Source organism: Proteus terrae subsp. cibarius, assembly GCF_011045835.1.
GTDB lineage: Bacteria > Pseudomonadota > Gammaproteobacteria > Enterobacterales > Enterobacteriaceae > Proteus > Proteus cibarius.
On sequence record NZ_CP047349.1, the window covers coordinates 3,037,808 to 3,054,513 of the forward strand.

The 16,706-nt window shown below is 40.2% G+C and carries 14 protein-coding genes; 2 read left to right on the top strand and 12 right to left on the bottom strand.

Features of this window, described 5'->3' with window-relative positions:
* Positions 1–2: 2 nt before the first annotated feature.
* The 12 genes from fabZ to rpsB all read right to left on the bottom strand — a co-directional run bounded on the left by fabZ (position 3) and on the right by rpsB (position 12,479).
* Positions 3–455, bottom strand: coding sequence for a 3-hydroxyacyl-ACP dehydratase FabZ (gene fabZ / locus GTH25_RS14025; protein WP_006535887.1), 453 nt, complete (start codon positions 453–455; stop codon positions 3–5).
* Between the two features lie 123 nt (positions 456–578).
* The gene (gene lpxD, locus GTH25_RS14030; protein WP_075671692.1) at positions 579–1,607 is read right to left on the bottom strand and encodes a UDP-3-O-(3-hydroxymyristoyl)glucosamine N-acyltransferase; all 1,029 of its coding nucleotides are present in this window, start codon (positions 1,605–1,607) and stop codon (positions 579–581) included.
* Between the two features lie 3 nt (positions 1,608–1,610).
* Complete coding sequence (locus GTH25_RS14035) at positions 1,611–2,108, bottom strand: OmpH family outer membrane protein (protein WP_036934019.1); 498 nt, start codon at positions 2,106–2,108, stop codon at positions 1,611–1,613.
* 92 nt (positions 2,109–2,200) lie between these two features.
* Complete coding sequence (bamA, locus tag GTH25_RS14040; protein WP_075671694.1) at positions 2,201–4,594, bottom strand: outer membrane protein assembly factor BamA; 2,394 nt, start codon at positions 4,592–4,594, stop codon at positions 2,201–2,203.
* Between the two features lie 39 nt (positions 4,595–4,633).
* A complete protein-coding gene (rseP, locus tag GTH25_RS14045; protein WP_164530680.1) occupies positions 4,634–5,986 on the bottom strand; it encodes a sigma E protease regulator RseP in 1,353 nt (450 codons plus the stop codon).
* 9 nt (positions 5,987–5,995) lie between these two features.
* Entirely contained in the window at positions 5,996–6,859 is an 864-nt protein-coding gene (gene cdsA, locus GTH25_RS14050; protein ID WP_075671698.1) for a phosphatidate cytidylyltransferase, read from the bottom strand.
* 1 nt (position 6,860) lies between these two features.
* Positions 6,861–7,562, bottom strand: a complete 702-nt coding sequence (gene uppS / locus GTH25_RS14055; protein ID WP_228766789.1) for a polyprenyl diphosphate synthase — start codon at positions 7,560–7,562, stop codon at positions 6,861–6,863.
* Positions 7,563–7,845: 283 nt separating this feature from the next.
* Positions 7,846–9,039: a 1-deoxy-D-xylulose-5-phosphate reductoisomerase gene (gene ispC, locus GTH25_RS14060; RefSeq protein WP_098942010.1), complete on the bottom strand. Its 1,194-nt coding sequence runs from the start codon at positions 9,037–9,039 to the stop codon at positions 7,846–7,848.
* 191 nt (positions 9,040–9,230) lie between these two features.
* On the bottom strand, positions 9,231–9,788 hold the full coding sequence (frr, locus tag GTH25_RS14065) for a ribosome recycling factor (RefSeq protein ID WP_075671704.1): 558 nt from the start codon (positions 9,786–9,788) through the stop codon (positions 9,231–9,233).
* Positions 9,789–9,901: 113 nt separating this feature from the next.
* Entirely contained in the window at positions 9,902–10,630 is a 729-nt protein-coding gene (pyrH, locus tag GTH25_RS14070) for a UMP kinase (protein ID WP_023582710.1), read from the bottom strand.
* 136 nt (positions 10,631–10,766) lie between these two features.
* Positions 10,767–11,618, bottom strand: a complete 852-nt coding sequence (gene tsf / locus GTH25_RS14075; RefSeq protein ID WP_075671706.1) for a translation elongation factor Ts — start codon at positions 11,616–11,618, stop codon at positions 10,767–10,769.
* Positions 11,619–11,753: 135 nt separating this feature from the next.
* A complete protein-coding gene (gene rpsB, locus GTH25_RS14080; RefSeq protein ID WP_023582712.1) occupies positions 11,754–12,479 on the bottom strand; it encodes a 30S ribosomal protein S2 in 726 nt (241 codons plus the stop codon).
* 597 nt (positions 12,480–13,076) lie between these two features.
* On the opposite strand from rpsB, the gene map reads away from it, so the two are divergent.
* Together map and glnD are read left to right on the top strand one after the other, a co-directional pair.
* The gene (gene map / locus GTH25_RS14085; RefSeq protein WP_075671708.1) at positions 13,077–13,874 is read left to right on the top strand and encodes a type I methionyl aminopeptidase; all 798 of its coding nucleotides are present in this window, start codon (positions 13,077–13,079) and stop codon (positions 13,872–13,874) included.
* Between the two features lie 153 nt (positions 13,875–14,027).
* A complete protein-coding gene (gene glnD / locus GTH25_RS14090; RefSeq protein ID WP_075671710.1) occupies positions 14,028–16,673 on the top strand; it encodes a bifunctional uridylyltransferase/uridylyl-removing protein GlnD in 2,646 nt (881 codons plus the stop codon).
* The last annotated feature ends 33 nt before the right edge of the window (positions 16,674–16,706 follow it).

The following is a 16,706-nucleotide window of genomic DNA, read 5'->3' on the forward strand; positions in this document are numbered from 1 at the left end:
GGCTAGACCTCACGGCGGCGAGCACACATCATTTCAGCTTCGCAAGCAATTTCCCCATCAACTTTAGCGACGCCTTTAAAGCGAGCAACACCACGACGTTCTTTAATGAATTCTACTTCTAGGATCATTTGATCCCCAGGTAAGACAGGACGTTTAAAGCGAGCACCGTCAATAGCAGCAAAATAGTAGAGTTCACCAGGTTCCAGCTTTCCTACGCTTTTGAATGCTAAAATACCCGTTGCCTGCGCCATGGCTTCGAGGATCAGTACGCCAGGGAAAATTGGTTTTCCTGGAAAGTGACCTTGAAAGAAAGGCTCATTAAAAGATACATTTTTTACTGCTCTTAGAAATTTCTTTTCTTCAAAATCAAGGACACGATCAACCAATAAGAATGGGTAACGGTGTGGAAGTAAATCTAAAATTTCTTCGATTTGCAGAGTATGATTCTCACTCATTGCAATACTCTTCCTGTCTAATAAAACTGAGTCTAATTAATAATGACACGACCTGCTGTGACTCAAAAAGTGAGTTAACCCGCAGGTCGCAAAATGGGTAACATTCGTCAATGACGTATATTGTTACTTGTCGCTACTTTCTACTTGACGTTCAAGCGACTTGAGCCTTTTTTGCATTTCATCAATTCGCAACACAAGTGCTGCAGTTTTACGCCATGCTTTATTCGATTGCAGAGGAATTCCTGAAGAATAAACACCCGGCTCAGTGATAGGACGCATTACCATTCCCATACCTGTTACCGTGACTTTATCACAGATTTCCATATGACCATTGATAACACTTGCTCCACCAATCATACAATAGCGACCTATTTTCAGGCTGCCCGCCATGATGACACCACCAGCAACAGCGGTATTATCACCAATAATGACGTTATGTGCGATTTGGCACTGGTTATCAATGATAACACCATTACCGATAACTGTGTTATCTAATGCGCCTCGGTCAATTGTAGTACATGCACCGATTTCAACGCGATCACCAATTACCACTGAACCTAACTGTGGAATTTTAATCCAATTACCACGTTCATTAGCATAACCAAAACCATCTGAACCAATCACAGTACCTGATTGAACCAGACAATCTTTACCAATGATAACCTCATGATAAACAGATACATTTGCCCATAAACGGCTATTATCGCCAATATGTGCTTTTTTACCCACAAAACAACCAGCACCAATCACAACATTATCACCAAGGATAACATCTGACTCGATAACGGCATTTGCACCCACTGATACATTTTTTCCTAACTTAGCATCAGGAGAAATGACAGCACTTGAGTGAATATCCTGTGCTGGCGATGGTGTTGTATCCATAATCTGCGCCATTTGAGCATAGGCAAGATACGGGTTTTTCACCACCAGTGCAGCAACGGGACAAAATGGAAGATCAGCCTCTGTTAATACAACGGCAGCAGCCTGACATTCGCTTAATTTTTCACGATAGCGGCTATCGGAAAGAAATGTAATTTGTTCGCTATTTGCTAGGCTCATTGAAGCAAGACCGGCGATAGTGATATCACCATCGCCGTGTAACTGTGCATTCAACTGCTGAGCAAGATCAGCTAATCGAATTGAAAACATCTATTATTTAACCTGTTTTTGAACCTGAGCAGTAATATCTTTACCATCTGCGAAATAAGGTACAGTGTTAGCATCAAGGATCACATCATAGCCTTCTTTCTTCGCTACTGCATCAACAGCGTCTAATACACGTTTCATGATTTTGTTACGTTCTTCAGCTTGACGACGGCTAAAGTCTTGCTCAAAAGCTTGTGCTTTTTGTGCATATGCTTCACGTTTAGCAACCAGATCTTTCTCTGTATTCGCACGTTGTGTTGCATTCATAGTTGGTGCATCTTTTTGATATTTCTCAACAGCGGTCTGTAGTGCTTTACCTAAGTTCTGCAATTCAGTATCACGTGATTTGAATTCATTTTCCAATTGTTTCTCTACCGCATCACGGTTAGGAATTTGTTGGAGAACTTGACCGATGTTCACAACACCTACTTTATCTGCGGCTTGAACACCTGCTGACATGGTCAATGCCATTCCAAGGGCAGCGGCACATAACAATTTTTTCACGATTAAACTCCTTAAAACCAAAAATAATTTTTTGTCAGAAATCGGATGCCTTTTTCAGCATTATGAATCAGGCATCAACTTTACTTACATCGCTACCACGTTCTACCAATATTAAACTGGAATTGCTCTGATTTATCGCCTTCGTAATCTTTTATTGGCTTAGCATAAGAGAATACTAACGGACCTAAAGGGGATAACCATTGTAACGCAACACCCGTTGAAACACGTATATCACTTGCACGACTATAATCTGGCATACCTGCAGTCCAAGCAGAGTTTGTACTACTCCAATTGGTATCCCATACTGTACCCGCATCAACAAACACCGACGTTCTGACTGAAGAGGAATATTTATCATCCACAAATGGGGTTGGTGTAATCAGCTCGAAACTTGCCACAGCCATAGCATTACCACCAATTGCGTCACTCGATGGTTCACCTGGTTTTGGCTTACCATTTTCACCAAGATAAATGGCTTTAGGCCCGATATTATTTGAACGGAAACCACGAACGGTACCGGAACCACCTGCATAGAAGTTTTCATAGAATGGTAATTCTTTACCACCTAAACCATCACCGTAGCCTAAACGACCTTTAAACAGGGTTACCCAAGACTCTTTTTCATCAATTGGATAGTACGCCATACCGTCCCAAGTCACTTTATAGTACTTGTTATCAGAGCCAGGTACAGTCACACGTCCACTTAAGTTACTTCTCACACCAGATGTTGGGAAGAAACCTTTGTTTAAGTTATTGAATGTCCAACCAAGGCTGACAGTATAATCATCAGCATTAAATGATTCACGTTTATCAAAGCCTGGGTTTTCACCCATACTTTCTAGGTAACGCCACATTGCAACCTGAGGTTCCATACGTGACAGACCATTGTGAGTATAGCCTAAGCCAAGACGTGCTGAGTTATATTCATTAATTGGGAAGCCTAACGTACCATCTACACCGTAAGATTTATTGGTATAACCTGATAAATCAGCATCATTAGCGCGGAAGTCATTATAGAAAATACGACCACCTAAACTCACACCATTAACGGTAAAGTATGGGTCAGTAACAGATAATTCTGCGTAAGTTGAGTAATCATTTTTACTCGCATTAATAGCGACTGCGTTACCTGTACCTAACCAGTTATCTTGAGTAACACCCACTTGGAAGCTCACACCACTTTCAGTACCGAAACCGACACCAAAGTTAAGAGAACCTGTGTTACGCTCTTTTACACGATAAACAATATCAACTTGATCAGGAGAACCTGGAATACGCTGAGTTTCTGTTTCAACCGTTTCGAAATAACCTAAACGATTTAAACGCTCTTTACCTTGTTCAACTAAATCGCTACCTAACCACGCACCTTCCATTTGACGCATTTCACGACGTAAAACAGAGTCTTTAGTGATGTCATTTCCCGCAAAACGTACTTGACGAACATAGAAACGGTTTCCTGCATCTACGTTTACATGCAGTTTTACGGTTTTATTTTCATCATTAATTTCAGGGTTTGTCATAACGCGAGGATAAGCATATCCATAACGACCTAACAGATTTTTAATGTCATTTTCTGTTTTTGTTACTTGTGCACCATTATAAAGAGAGCCCGGTGCAATTTCGATAAGCTCTTCAATTTGTTTAGTGTAGCCAGCCGTATTACCATTGATTTCAGTATTTTCTACTGTGTATTTGTCACCTTCTTTCAGGTTAATGGTAATGTAAATTCCTTTTTTGTCTGGCGTTAAACTGACATTCGTCGATTCAATATCAAAACGCGCATAACCACGATCAAGATAGAAGCTTCTTAATGTTTCTAAGTCACCAGCCAGTTTTTGCTTCTGATATTTTTCATCAGCCGCTAAGTTCCACCAAGGAACATCGTCACGTAACTGGAAGCGGTTAACGAGCTCAGCAGTAGAAAACGCTTTATTACCAACAATGTTGATTTGCTGAATAGTTGCTGAAACACCCTCTGCAAACACGAGTTTTAAGTCGACACGGTTACGAGGAAGAGGTGTAACAACTACTTTTACAGTTGCATTATATTTACCAACACTATAATAGAAATCTTCAAGCCCTTTCTCGATATTCGCTAGCATTGTACGGTCAAGTGTTTCACCGATACGAATGTTAGAAGCATCAAGGTTCTGTTTTAGCATCTCTTCCTTGATTGCTTTGTTACCAGAGAAAGTAATGCTGGCAATAGTTGGACGCTCTTTTACTTGAACAATCAGAGTATTTCCGTCACGCAGGACACGAACATCATCAAAGTTTCCTGTCGCAAATAATGAACGGATAGTTCGACTGATATCATCATTACCGACCGAGTCTCCAACCCGGACAGGCATGTTCAGTAATGCTGCACCAACGGCGACGCGTTGAAGACCTTCAAATTGAATGTCCTGAACTACGAATCCGTCTGAACCGTATGCAGTGGCGCTGCCCAGCAGCAGCGACGCTATAAGCAACTTTTTCATCGCCATCGTTGTTTTGTGTTTTCCTAACCGGTCTCTGCTTACCAATTATAAGCGAGAGAAATCATTGAAAAGTGCAAGTCCCATTAAAAGCATCAGTGCCATAATACCAATACGATAACAGAAATCTTGTACACGCTCAGATACCGGCCCTCCCTTTATCTTCTCGATAACCAGGAAAAGCAGGTGCCCGCCATCTAAGACAGGCAGGGGAAACAAGTTAATGATCCCCAAATTGACACTGATAAGCGCCATAAACATCAAATAATAAATAAAACCAGAATCAGCGGACATTCCAGCGCCTTTCGCGATAGAAACAGGCCCACTAAGGTTAGTTAATTTGACGTCACCTACGACTAACTTGCCAATCATTTTGACAGTTAAACCCATCAACTGCCATGTTTTATCAGATGCTTCATAGAGCGCCGAAAATGGGTTGTATTGCTGCATTATCAAATATTGCTCATCAGGAGGTAATATTTGTAATTGCGCACCAACTTGCCCTACTTCAGTGCCATCTTTCAGTGCAACAGCTGTCGGAGTAACATTCAATATCAACGACGAGCCGTTACGTTCAACAAGAAGCTCCAAGGCCTTATTTGGGCTTTGTCGAACAAAATAAGTAAATGGATGCCATGTATCAATTGGCTGACCATCAACTTTAACGATACGATCCCCTGCCTGTAAACCCGCTTTTTCAGCAGCAGAGCCTTCGGTAACCTCAATAATTTTTGAGTCTAATCGGGCGCCAACAGGCATTATCCCTAGGGACAAGATAGGATCTTGTTTTTCAGGATCAAAACCCCACTGTTGTAAATTCAGTATATTCTCACTCTCAGAGAGAGAATTTGGATCTAAAACAACGAATGAAACCTCTTTAGCACCAATTTTACTGACTAATGCTAAACGAACTGCATTCTGATCAGGCGTTTCGATACCTGCAACGGATTTTAGTTCCATTCCAGGCGTTAATTTTGCTTGTTCTGCGATAGAATTCGGACGAATGTCTGCAATTATAGGTTTTAATGCAGGAACACCTATCATAAAAACTATCCAATAGGCGACTATAGCTAACAAAAAGTTGGCAATAGGCCCGGCAGCAACAACAGCAGCACGTTGACCAACTGTTTTATTATTAAATGCTAGATGACGGCGCTCAGGTGCAACCTCAGCGACCCTCTCATCTAACATTTTTACATAGCCACCCAAAGGTATCCATGCGATAACAAATTTAGTGCCATGTTTATCTGTTTTGCGCCAAATTGCTTTTCCAAAACCAATAGAAAAACGCTCAACATAGATACCACAGCGCCTAGCTACCCAAAAATGCCCGAACTCATGTACCGTAATTAAAATACCTAAAACGATAATAAACGCGGCAAGATTCCACAGGATACCCATTACTTACCTTTATAGTTTAAAGCCAGAAGAAATCAGAAAGACCAATCCTGCAAAGACTGGGATAGCCGCAGTCAAACTATCAATTCTATCAAGCACACCACCATGCCCCGGTATCAATTGGCTACTGTCTTTAATGCCTGAAACACGTTTAAACATGCTTTCTGCTAGATCACCAAATACCGATACAATGACAACAACGCCAGATATTAATAACAAGTTGCTAGGCACTTCAGTCACAGGTGCAAAATAAGTAAATAACCATGATGCAACACCTGCCGTAATCAACCCACCAACTAACCCTTCAAGGGTTTTACCCGGTGATACTTTAGGCGCCATTTTATGTTTACCCATTAGGCGTCCGAAAGCGTAAGCACCAGAGTCAGCAGCCCAAACTAATAACATGACATACAATAACCACCATGCGCCTGTATAAGTGTCGGTGTTATAACCCAACATACGCAACGCCATCATGCCACAATAAAAGGGAACAATCGTCAATATACCGAACAATAACTTAATAAAAACTGAATTTTTCCACATATTGGCTGAATTCGGATAACTTACAACTAATAAAATTGCTGCTACCCACCAAATTAAACCCGCCCACAAACCATTTTTTATCATTGGAGTATCGAGTAGGTGGTCAAAATTAGGCAAAGAAAACTGCATAACGAGTAACAATGCAGCAAAGCCGATCCCTGTCGCAATACGTTTACCTTGAGAATGCCAGCCAATAAATTGTGCCCATTCCCAACCCGCTAAGCCTGATATTGCGATAATGACTAATCCGAAACCTGCAGGAGGAAGTAGAAATAGTGCAGCAATAACAATAGGGATTAAAATTAATGCAGTGATGACACGATACTTAAGCAAGTTATCCTCCCAGATTTATAGTATCTGTTTCTGATGTAGTACCACCGAAACGTCTTTCCCGTTTAGCAAAAGCATCTAATGCATTCTGAAAAACTTGTTCATCAAAATCAGGCCATAAAACCTGTGTAAAATAAAGCTCAGCATAAGCAATCTGCCAAATAAGAAAATTACTTATACGATGCTCACCACCTGTACGAATAACAAGATCAACGCCAGGCTGATTATGCAAGCAAAGGTGTGAAGATATTGCATTTTCATTGATATCTTCGAGATTAATTTCCCCTTTTGCGAGGGATGTCGCTAATTGTTTTACGCTTTGAGTAATATCCCATCGACCGCCATAATTAGCTGCAATATTTAAATTAAGCCCAGTATTATTCGCAGTAAGTGCCACAGAACTTTTAATTCGATCTTGTAAGCGACGACTAAAACGGCTGATATCACCAATGACAGTCAATTTAACATTATGTTTATGTAAGCTCTTCACTTCGTTATCTAAAGCAAAAACAAATAATTCCATGAGGGAACTCACTTCCTGCTCTGGCCTATTCCAGTTTTCGCTACTAAATGCATATAACGTTAATGATTCAATTTTGTGTTTTACGGAAAAGCTAACCGCATCCCGAACTGCTTTAATTCCCGCGCGATGCCCCGTTACTCGGAGTTTCCCTTGTTTTTTAGCCCAACGCCCATTGCCATCCATAATGATAGCAACATGCTTTGGTTTTGATGCGGATGAATCGTCACTGGATAAGTTCACTCAATTTAACCCTTTGCTAATCTGATACTGATACAGACAGTCCTCTTCGGATAACCTATGCACAAAAAAAAACCGTGTCACCCACGGCCTTTGGCAAAGCCTCAAAGTTGCTAAAGCAATAGCTTTAGTAATGAACTGTTAATTTTCATTATTGTCTTTAGTGATTCGGCAACTATACCATTAGCCAGAAAGACGAACAAACACCCTATATTAAATATAATCACCATTATACAAATTGAGTGATTATCTGATGAGTTTCTAATCTCGCTAATTTATCAATTTCTAGAACATCATTAATACTTTGAGGCTCTGATAGGTCAAAATGTTCAACAACTTTCCGATTAATTTTAGCAATATCAGTAAACTTCACTTTTTCGTGTAAAAATGCATCAACAACAACTTCATTAGCCGCATTTAACACTGTTGTTGCCGCTTGCCCACGTTTTGACGCTTCAATAGCAAGTGCCAAACAAGGGTAACGTTGATAGTCAGGGCGAATAAACTCTAGAGATTGAATCTCAAAGAAATCTAATGCTTTTGCACCGGATTGAGTACGATGAGGATAAGCCATTGAGTACGCAATCGGTGTTCTCATATCAGGTTCACCAATTTGAGCAATAATACTGCCATCACGATAACGAACCATTGAATGAATAACAGATTGTGGATGAATGATTACTTCCATTTCTTCTTCAGAAGCATTGAAGAAATAACGAGCTTCAATATACTCAAGCCCTTTATTCATCATTGTTGCAGAATCAACTGAAATCTTACGTCCCATAGACCAATTTGGATGCGCACACGCTTGATCTGGAGTCATTGCTTCCAGCTCTTCTAATGGTGTATAGCGAAATGGCCCGCCAGAACCTGTTAGCAGAATACTGGTCACACCTTCATCAGCTAAAGACGCATGACCTAAGTTTTCTTGAATTGCTTTAGGTAAGCTTTGATAAATTGCATTATGTTCGCTATCAATGGGTAAAATTGTTGCGCCATATTTAGCAACAGCATCAAAGAAAAGACGCCCACTAGTTATCAGTGATTCTTTATTCGCTAATAGAATTCTTTTGCCTTTTTCAATGGCCGCAAGTGTCGGTTTTAATCCTGCAACACCTGTTATAGCAGACATAACTTGATCAGCTTCATCAAGAGCTGCAATTTCATTGATCGCATGAGACCCAGATAGAATTTCTGTTTTACAAGATGTATTAGCGAGTAGCTGTTTAAGCTGATTTGCACTTTTTTCATCAGACATCACAGCGTATTTAGGCTGGAAAGCAAGGCACTGTTGCGCCATTTTGTCGGCATTTTTTCCTGCTGCTAAAGCAAGAACCTGATACTCATCAGGATTATTTTCAATTACGGAAAGAGTGCTAGTTCCGATAGATCCTGTTGAGCCTAATATAGTTATTTGTTTCATTTATTAATCAATCAGTATGTCTACAACGTTTTAATTAAAGAGAATTATATCAGTATGACGAGGTAAATGAGGATTAAAGATGAAAACTTTAATAAATAATGTGACAAAAGAAGGCATTAAGCACGAATTTTCAAATAAATAGTTAAAAATAATGCCGCTAAAAGCGGCATTATCGAAAAAAGATATAAAAATTAGAATTCCATTAACTCTGCTTCTTTCAGCGCTAATGCATCATCAATTTTTTTAATGAACATATCAGTTAATTTCTGAATGTCATCTTGTGAGCGGCGCTCATCATCTTCGCTGATTTCTTTATCTTTCAGTAATGCTTTTACTTTATCGTTAGCATCACGACGGATATTACGAATAGAAACGCGACCTTGTTCTGCATCACCACGAACAACTTTGATTAGATCTTTACGGCGTTCTTCAGTTAATGGAGGCAGTGGAACACGGATAATGGTACCAGCAGATGAAGGATTTAAACCTAAATCTGATGCCATAATTGCTTTTTCAACGGCAGGAGCTAAAGTACGGTCGAATACAGTGATTGCCAGTGTACGGCCATCTTCTGCGACAACGTTAGCAACTTGGTTTAATGGAGTTGGCGCTCCGTAGTATTCAACTACAATGCCATCTAAAAGGGCAGGAGACGCACGACCAGTACGAACTTTATTAATCTGGCTTTTTAGTGCTTCAACGCTTTTATCCATGCGTTCTTGAGCATCTTTTTTGATTTCATTAATCACGTTATAAACCCTTGGGAACTGGTTATCTTCCAGTCGATATGAAAAACATACCGACATAAATGAATTGGCGTACTCTAGATGTTAACGCCAAATTATACCGTTGTCTCTGTGTATTAAGCGTGAGAAATCAAAGTTCCTTCACTTTCACCCATTACAACCCGACGTAATGCACCCGGTTTATTCATATTGAATACGCGGATAGGTAAATTATGATCTCGGGCTAATGTGAATGCAGCAAGATCCATGACTTTCAATTCACGTTCTAATACATCCTGATAAGTCAGTGTTTCATAAAGTACTGCATCAGGATCTTTGGTTGGATCGGCAGAATAAACGCCGTCCACTTTCGTTGCTTTTAGTACAACGTCAGCTTCAATTTCAATACCGCGTAAACACGCAGCAGAATCGGTAGTAAAGAATGGGTTACCTGTACCAGCCGAGAAAATAACGACTCGACCGTGGCGTAATAAGCTAATTGCCTCTGCCCAACTGTAGTTATCGCAGACACCATTCAATGGAAACGCAGACATAAGGCGCGCGTTTACATAAGCACGGTGCAATGAATCACGCATTGCTAAACCATTCATTACTGTCGCGAGCATTCCCATGTGGTCACCCACAACACGGTTCATACCTGCCGCAGCAAGACCCGCGCCACGGAACAAGTTACCACCGCCAATTACGACACCGACTTGTATACCTAATTCAACGAGTTCTTTGATTTCCTGAGCCATGCGATCAAGTACGCTCGCATCGATACCGAAACCTTCTGCGCCTTGCAGGGCTTCGCCACTCAGCTTTAATAAAATTCGCTGATATACAGGTTTTGCATTGGTAGCCATGGTGTTCTGTCCTAAGCAGATTAGTTAATTGGAGGTTTTAGATAGCTTCTCTTTTTAACAAAAAAAAGCAAACAGCCAGTGGAGATTACAACAAAACAGAACCGCCATTAGGCGGTTCTGTTAACGCTAAGCGTTATTATTTGCTCATTGCAGCAACTTCAGCTGCGAAATCAGCTTCAACTTTCTCAATACCTTCACCAACTTCGAAACGAACGAAGTTGATAACATCAGCATTGTTTTCTTTCAGCAATTCGCCAACAGTTTTGCTTGGATCCATTACGAAATGCTGGCCAGTCAGAGAAATCTCACCGGTGAATTTGTTCATGCGACCGATAACCATTTTTTCTGCGATTTCGCGTGGTTTACCTGATTGCATTGCGATATCCATCTGAATTTGGTGCTCATGTTCAACAACATCAGCAGGAACATCTTCAGGACGAACATATTCTGGTTTGCTTGCAGCAACGTGCATAGCAATGTGTTTGATCAGTTCTTCGTTAGCGCCTTTAGCTGAAACTAAAACACCGATGCGAGCACCGTGTAGGTAAGTACCTAATTCTTCAGCTTCTAATACAGCAACACGACGAATGTTGATGTTTTCACCGATTTTAGCAACTAATGCAGTACGAGCTTCTTCGAATTTAGCTTTCAGAGCATCGATATCATCAGTTTTGTCTGCTAATACAGCAGCCATAACTTCTTTACCGAAAGCGATGAAACCTGCATCTTTAGCAACGAAGTCTGTTTCACAGTTCAGCTCAACCAGCGCACCGAATTTACCATCAGCAGCAACTTCTGCAAGGATGATACCTTCAGCAGCAACACGGCCTGCTTTTTTAGCAGCTTTAGCTTGACCTGATTTACGCATGTTGTCGATTGCTAATTCGATATCACCATTAGCTTCAACCAGCGCTTTTTTACATTCCATCATGCCTGCGCCAGTACGTTCACGCAGTTCTTTTACCAATGCAGCGGTAATTCCAGACATTTGTTTCTTCCTCGACTTTTCTATGGGCTAGCCATAGATGTTCTCATAGCAGATGTGTAAAGGGGGCCGATTGAGGCCCCCTAACCAATATATAGCAATACCTGGTTAAATAAGGGCTCTTACGAGCATGCCTTATTATTCAGCTTCGACTAAGCCTTCTTCAGCCTGAACAGCCAGATCTTGAGAACGACCTTCACGAACAGCTGTAGCTGCAGCGGTCAGATATAATTTAACCGCACGGATTGCATCGTCATTACCAGGGATAATGAAGTCGATACCATCTGGATCAGAGTTAGTATCAACGATAGCAAATACTGGGATACCCAGGTTGTTTGCTTCTTTGATAGCAATGTGTTCGTGTTCAGCATCGATAACAAACAGAGCGTCAGGTAAACCGCCCATGTCTTTGATACCACCCAGGCTGTTTTCTAACTTACCAAGTTCACGAGAACGCATTAACGCTTCTTTCTTGGTCAGTTTGTCAAATGTACCGTCCTGAGATTGTGATTCTAAATCTTTCAGGCGTTTGATTGACTGACGAACAGTTTTCCAGTTAGTCAGCATACCGCCTAACCAGCGGTGGTTTACATAAAACTGGTCACAGCTTTCTGCTGCTTCTTTAACAGCTTCAACGGCAGAGCGCTTAGTACCAACAAACAGGATTTTGCCTTTACGAGAAGCAATTTTGTTCAGTTCAACCAGAGCTTCATTGAACATTGGAACAGTTTTTTCCAAGTTAATGATATGAACTTTGTTACGCGCACCAAAGATGAATGGTTTCATTTTTGGATTCCAGTAACGAGTTTGGTGACCGAAGTGAACACCGGCTTGCAGCATATCGCGCATTGAAACAGTTGCCATTTTAGACCTCTATAAATTTAAATTTGGGGTTATTTCGTCCACAAATCCCATACGACCGACTCATCAGCTGTAAAGGTTTAGCCTTTACATAAGAGCACCCCGGCGTTATGTGTCGATTTGTGTGTGTAATTAACACAATTGAATGTTTCAGATTTACTGCCATTACTCACGGCGTGATGCAATAACAGAACTCCGGCGCGCTTTATACCATAAATAACCTTAAGAAACCACTATTACTTACGATTGCTACGACCTTATCTGACATAAAAACACATCATTTAGGCAAAGAAAAAAACGAGATTAGTGCAGTGATAATAAATATTGCTCTAATATCAATTTGCTAGGAAAACACCAAATAGAAAAGCGCAATATGTAAAGACAATCAGATTAAGAAGGCGTAATGTTCGTCATTATTCTCGATATCAGACAGATTGCATACATCCTCTTTATTGGCACACCTACATTCTGCTGATATCATAAATGGTAATCAGAATTATTTCTCATCATCATTCATTCAACCTGCAATACAAAATATGAATACAACAAAGCGTGTTATCTAATTCGTATTGTGGCTTTTAATCTAGACGAAGAACTCAAATGGCTATTGTAATCAAGACAGAAGAAGATATTCAAAAAATGCGCGTCGCAGGTCGTCTTGCGGCAGAAGTTCTTGAAATTATCGCACCGTTCGTAAAACCAGGCGTAAACACCGCTGAATTAGACCGTATTTGTCACGAGCATATTGTTAACGCACAACAGGCTATTCCTGCTTGTCTTAACTATCATGGTTTCCCTAAATCAGTCTGTATTTCGGTTAACGATGTTATTTGCCACGGTATTCCTAGTGAAGAAAAAATCCTTAAAGATGGTGATATCGTTAATATTGACGTCACTGTCATTAAAGATGGTTTTCATGGCGATACCTCAAAAATGTTTATTGTAGGTAAACCAACAATCCAAGGTGAACGCTTATGTCGTATCACTCAAGAAAGCCTCTACCTTGCTATTAAAATGGTTAAACCGGGCATTCGCTTACGTGAACTTGGCAAAGCAATTCAAAAATTTGTTGAAGGTCATGATTATTCTGTTGTTCGCGAATATTGCGGCCATGGCATTGGTGAAGGATTCCATGAAGAACCTCAAGTTCTACACTATGATGCAGATGATAGCGGTGTTGTGTTACAAAAAGGCATGGCATTTACCATCGAGCCAATGGTAAACACAGGTGATTACCGTATTCGTACAATGAAAGATGGCTGGACTGTTAAAACTAAAGACAGAGGTTGGTCAGCACAGTACGAGCATACATTAGTTGTTACCGATAATGGCTGCGAAATCATGACATTACGCAAAGAAGAAGAGCCATTTATTTCTGCAGTATTAGTCAACGAATAAGCTTCTTTAGCTAAAATGTAAAAGCGACATATTTTTTCGAGATGTGTCGCTTTTTTTATTTTATTTGCTGCGAAATGGCAGAATAACTAGTCAGCTTATCGTTTTAACATTAGTCTTAATGTCATAAGCAAACATTGAGAAAGAAGACGCATAATGACTAATAAAAACGCATTTCAAACACCGCCCCCTTCCCCTTTTTTGCTGACAGAAAATACACAAAATTGTGCTGAACTTAAGCAATCAATTGAACAATTTCAAGCTTGGTTAACAGATGCTTTTCATCATGATGTTGATGTGGCTTTATTACTTCAGGCTCGTAGCCATTTCATTGATCAACTCTTAACGCAATTATGGCACTATACACAGCTATCTGATTATTCTGATCTTAGTATTATTGCTGTTGGTGGTTACGGTAGACAAGAATTACATCCGCTTTCTGATATTGACCTTCTCTTTTTAAGTGAAACACCTTTATCACCAGAGGCTGAAGAAAAAGTCAGCAAACTCATTGCACTACTGTGGGATGTACGTCTTGAAATTGGTGCCAGTGTTAGAACAATGGAAGAATGTCTTTTAGAAGGCCTTTCAGATTTAACGGTTGCAACAAACTTACTAGAAGCTCGCCTTATTTGTGGGAATAACCCGCTTTACCAGCAATTAATTAATCATATTTTTAGCCAAGGTTTTTGGCCATCACCAGATTTTTTCGCTGCAAAAGTTGAAGAACAAAAGCAAAGACATCAACGATATCATAGTACTAGTTACAATTTAGAACCTGATATCAAAAGTAGCCCCGGTGGACTGCGTGATATCCACACTTTAATTTGGGTAGCACATCGCCATTTTGGTGCAACATCAGTTTCTGAAATGGTTAATTTTGGCTTTTTGACACCAGCAGAAGGGCAAGAGTTATTAGAGTGTCAATACACACTATGGAAAATTCGTTTTGCTCTCCATCTTGTACTTTCTCGCTATGACAATCGACTTTTGTTTGATAGACAACTCAACGTTGCCCAACTTTTAAATTATAAAGGTGAAGGCAATCAGCCGGTTGAAAAAATGATGAAGGATTATTATCGCGTAACTCGTCGTGTTAGTGAGTTAAATGATATGTTACTTCAGCTATTTGACGAAGCTATACTTGCTCTGCAACCTAATGTAAAACCGCGTCCATTAGACAGTGAATTTCAGCTACGAGGTTCATTAATTGATGTTGTTGATGACAGTTGCTTCCTTGATGATCCTATCGCTATTATGCGTCTCTTTTTGCGTATGGCTGAGCATAAAGAAATTACTGGAATTTATTCAACAACACTCCGCCATTTACGTTATGCTCGCCGACATTTAGTACAGCCTTTATGTGAGTACCCACTCGCACGTCAAGTTTTTATGCAGATATTACGCCACCCTCGTGCGGTTTCTGGTGCATTTGTCCCAATGCATAAACACAGTGTACTTGCGGCTTATTTCCCGCAATGGAATAATATTGTAGGCCAAATGCAGTTTGATTTATTTCATGCCTACACCGTTGATGAACATACTATTCGTGTTTTACAAAAACTTGAAAGCTTTGCTTCTTATGAAAACCATGAAAAACATCCGCTTTGTGTTGATATTTATCCCAAACTTCCTCAACTTGAATTACTACGTTTAGCTGCACTTTTTCATGATATTGCCAAAGGTCGCCATGGTGACCATTCTATATTAGGCGCTCAAGACGTTGCTCACTTTGCTCAGCAGCATGGTTTAAATCAGAGAGAATCAACCTTAGTTGAGTGGCTTGTTAGTCATCACTTACTTATGTCTGTCACCGCGCAACGACGCGATATTCAAGATCCTGACATTATTTTTCAGTTTGCATCAGAAGTAAAAAATGAAAGCCGATTACGTTATCTTTTGTGCTTAACTGTTGCTGATATCTGTGCGACCAACAGTAGCCTATGGAATAGCTGGAAACAGAGCTTATTACGTGAACTTTTTCTATCAACAGAAAACCAGTTACGCCAAGGTATGCATTCTATTCCCGACCTACGTGAACGTATTCGACATCATCGTTTGCAAGCACTAACTATTTTACGAATGGAACAAGTCGATGAAGAGAAATTGCAAACAATTTGGGGGCGTTGCCATGCCGACTATTTTTTACGGCATACCCCAGAACAAATTGCATGGCATGCACTTGCATTAATTGAGCATAATAGCGCCGAACCAATGGTGCTAATCAGTCAACAAACTGAACATGGTGGTACTGAAATCTTTATTTGGTGTGCAGATAGACCTTCCCTTTTTGCATCTGTTGCAGGAGAATTAGATAGACGCAATTTAAGTATCCATAACGCTCAAATTTTTACTAACCGCGATAATATGGCTATGGATACTTTTATTGTGTTAGAGCCTAATGGTAAACCGCTGGCGATTGATAGATATAATGCTATTCGTAACGCATTGATCCAAGTAGTATCCGCCCCTTATAACGCCAATGCCAAAACTCGCTCATTACCTGCCAAATTGCGCCATTTTGACGTTCCAACAAAAATTAATTTTATAGCCTCTAATCATAATAAACGCACCTATATGGAACTATTTGCACGAGATCGCCCAGGATTATTAGCAATTATTGGTAAAGTTTTTGCTGATCTTTCACTTTCATTGCATGGTGCTCGAATAACCACAATAGGTGAACGTGTTGAGGATTTCTTTGTATTAACCGATAGCGAAAATAAGGCATTAAACCAAAAAATGAAGGATGAAGTCGTAGAAAGGTTGACAAAAGCCCTAGTTTCAAAGGATAAAATATAGGAACCCACGACAATACATATAGGAAATACTATT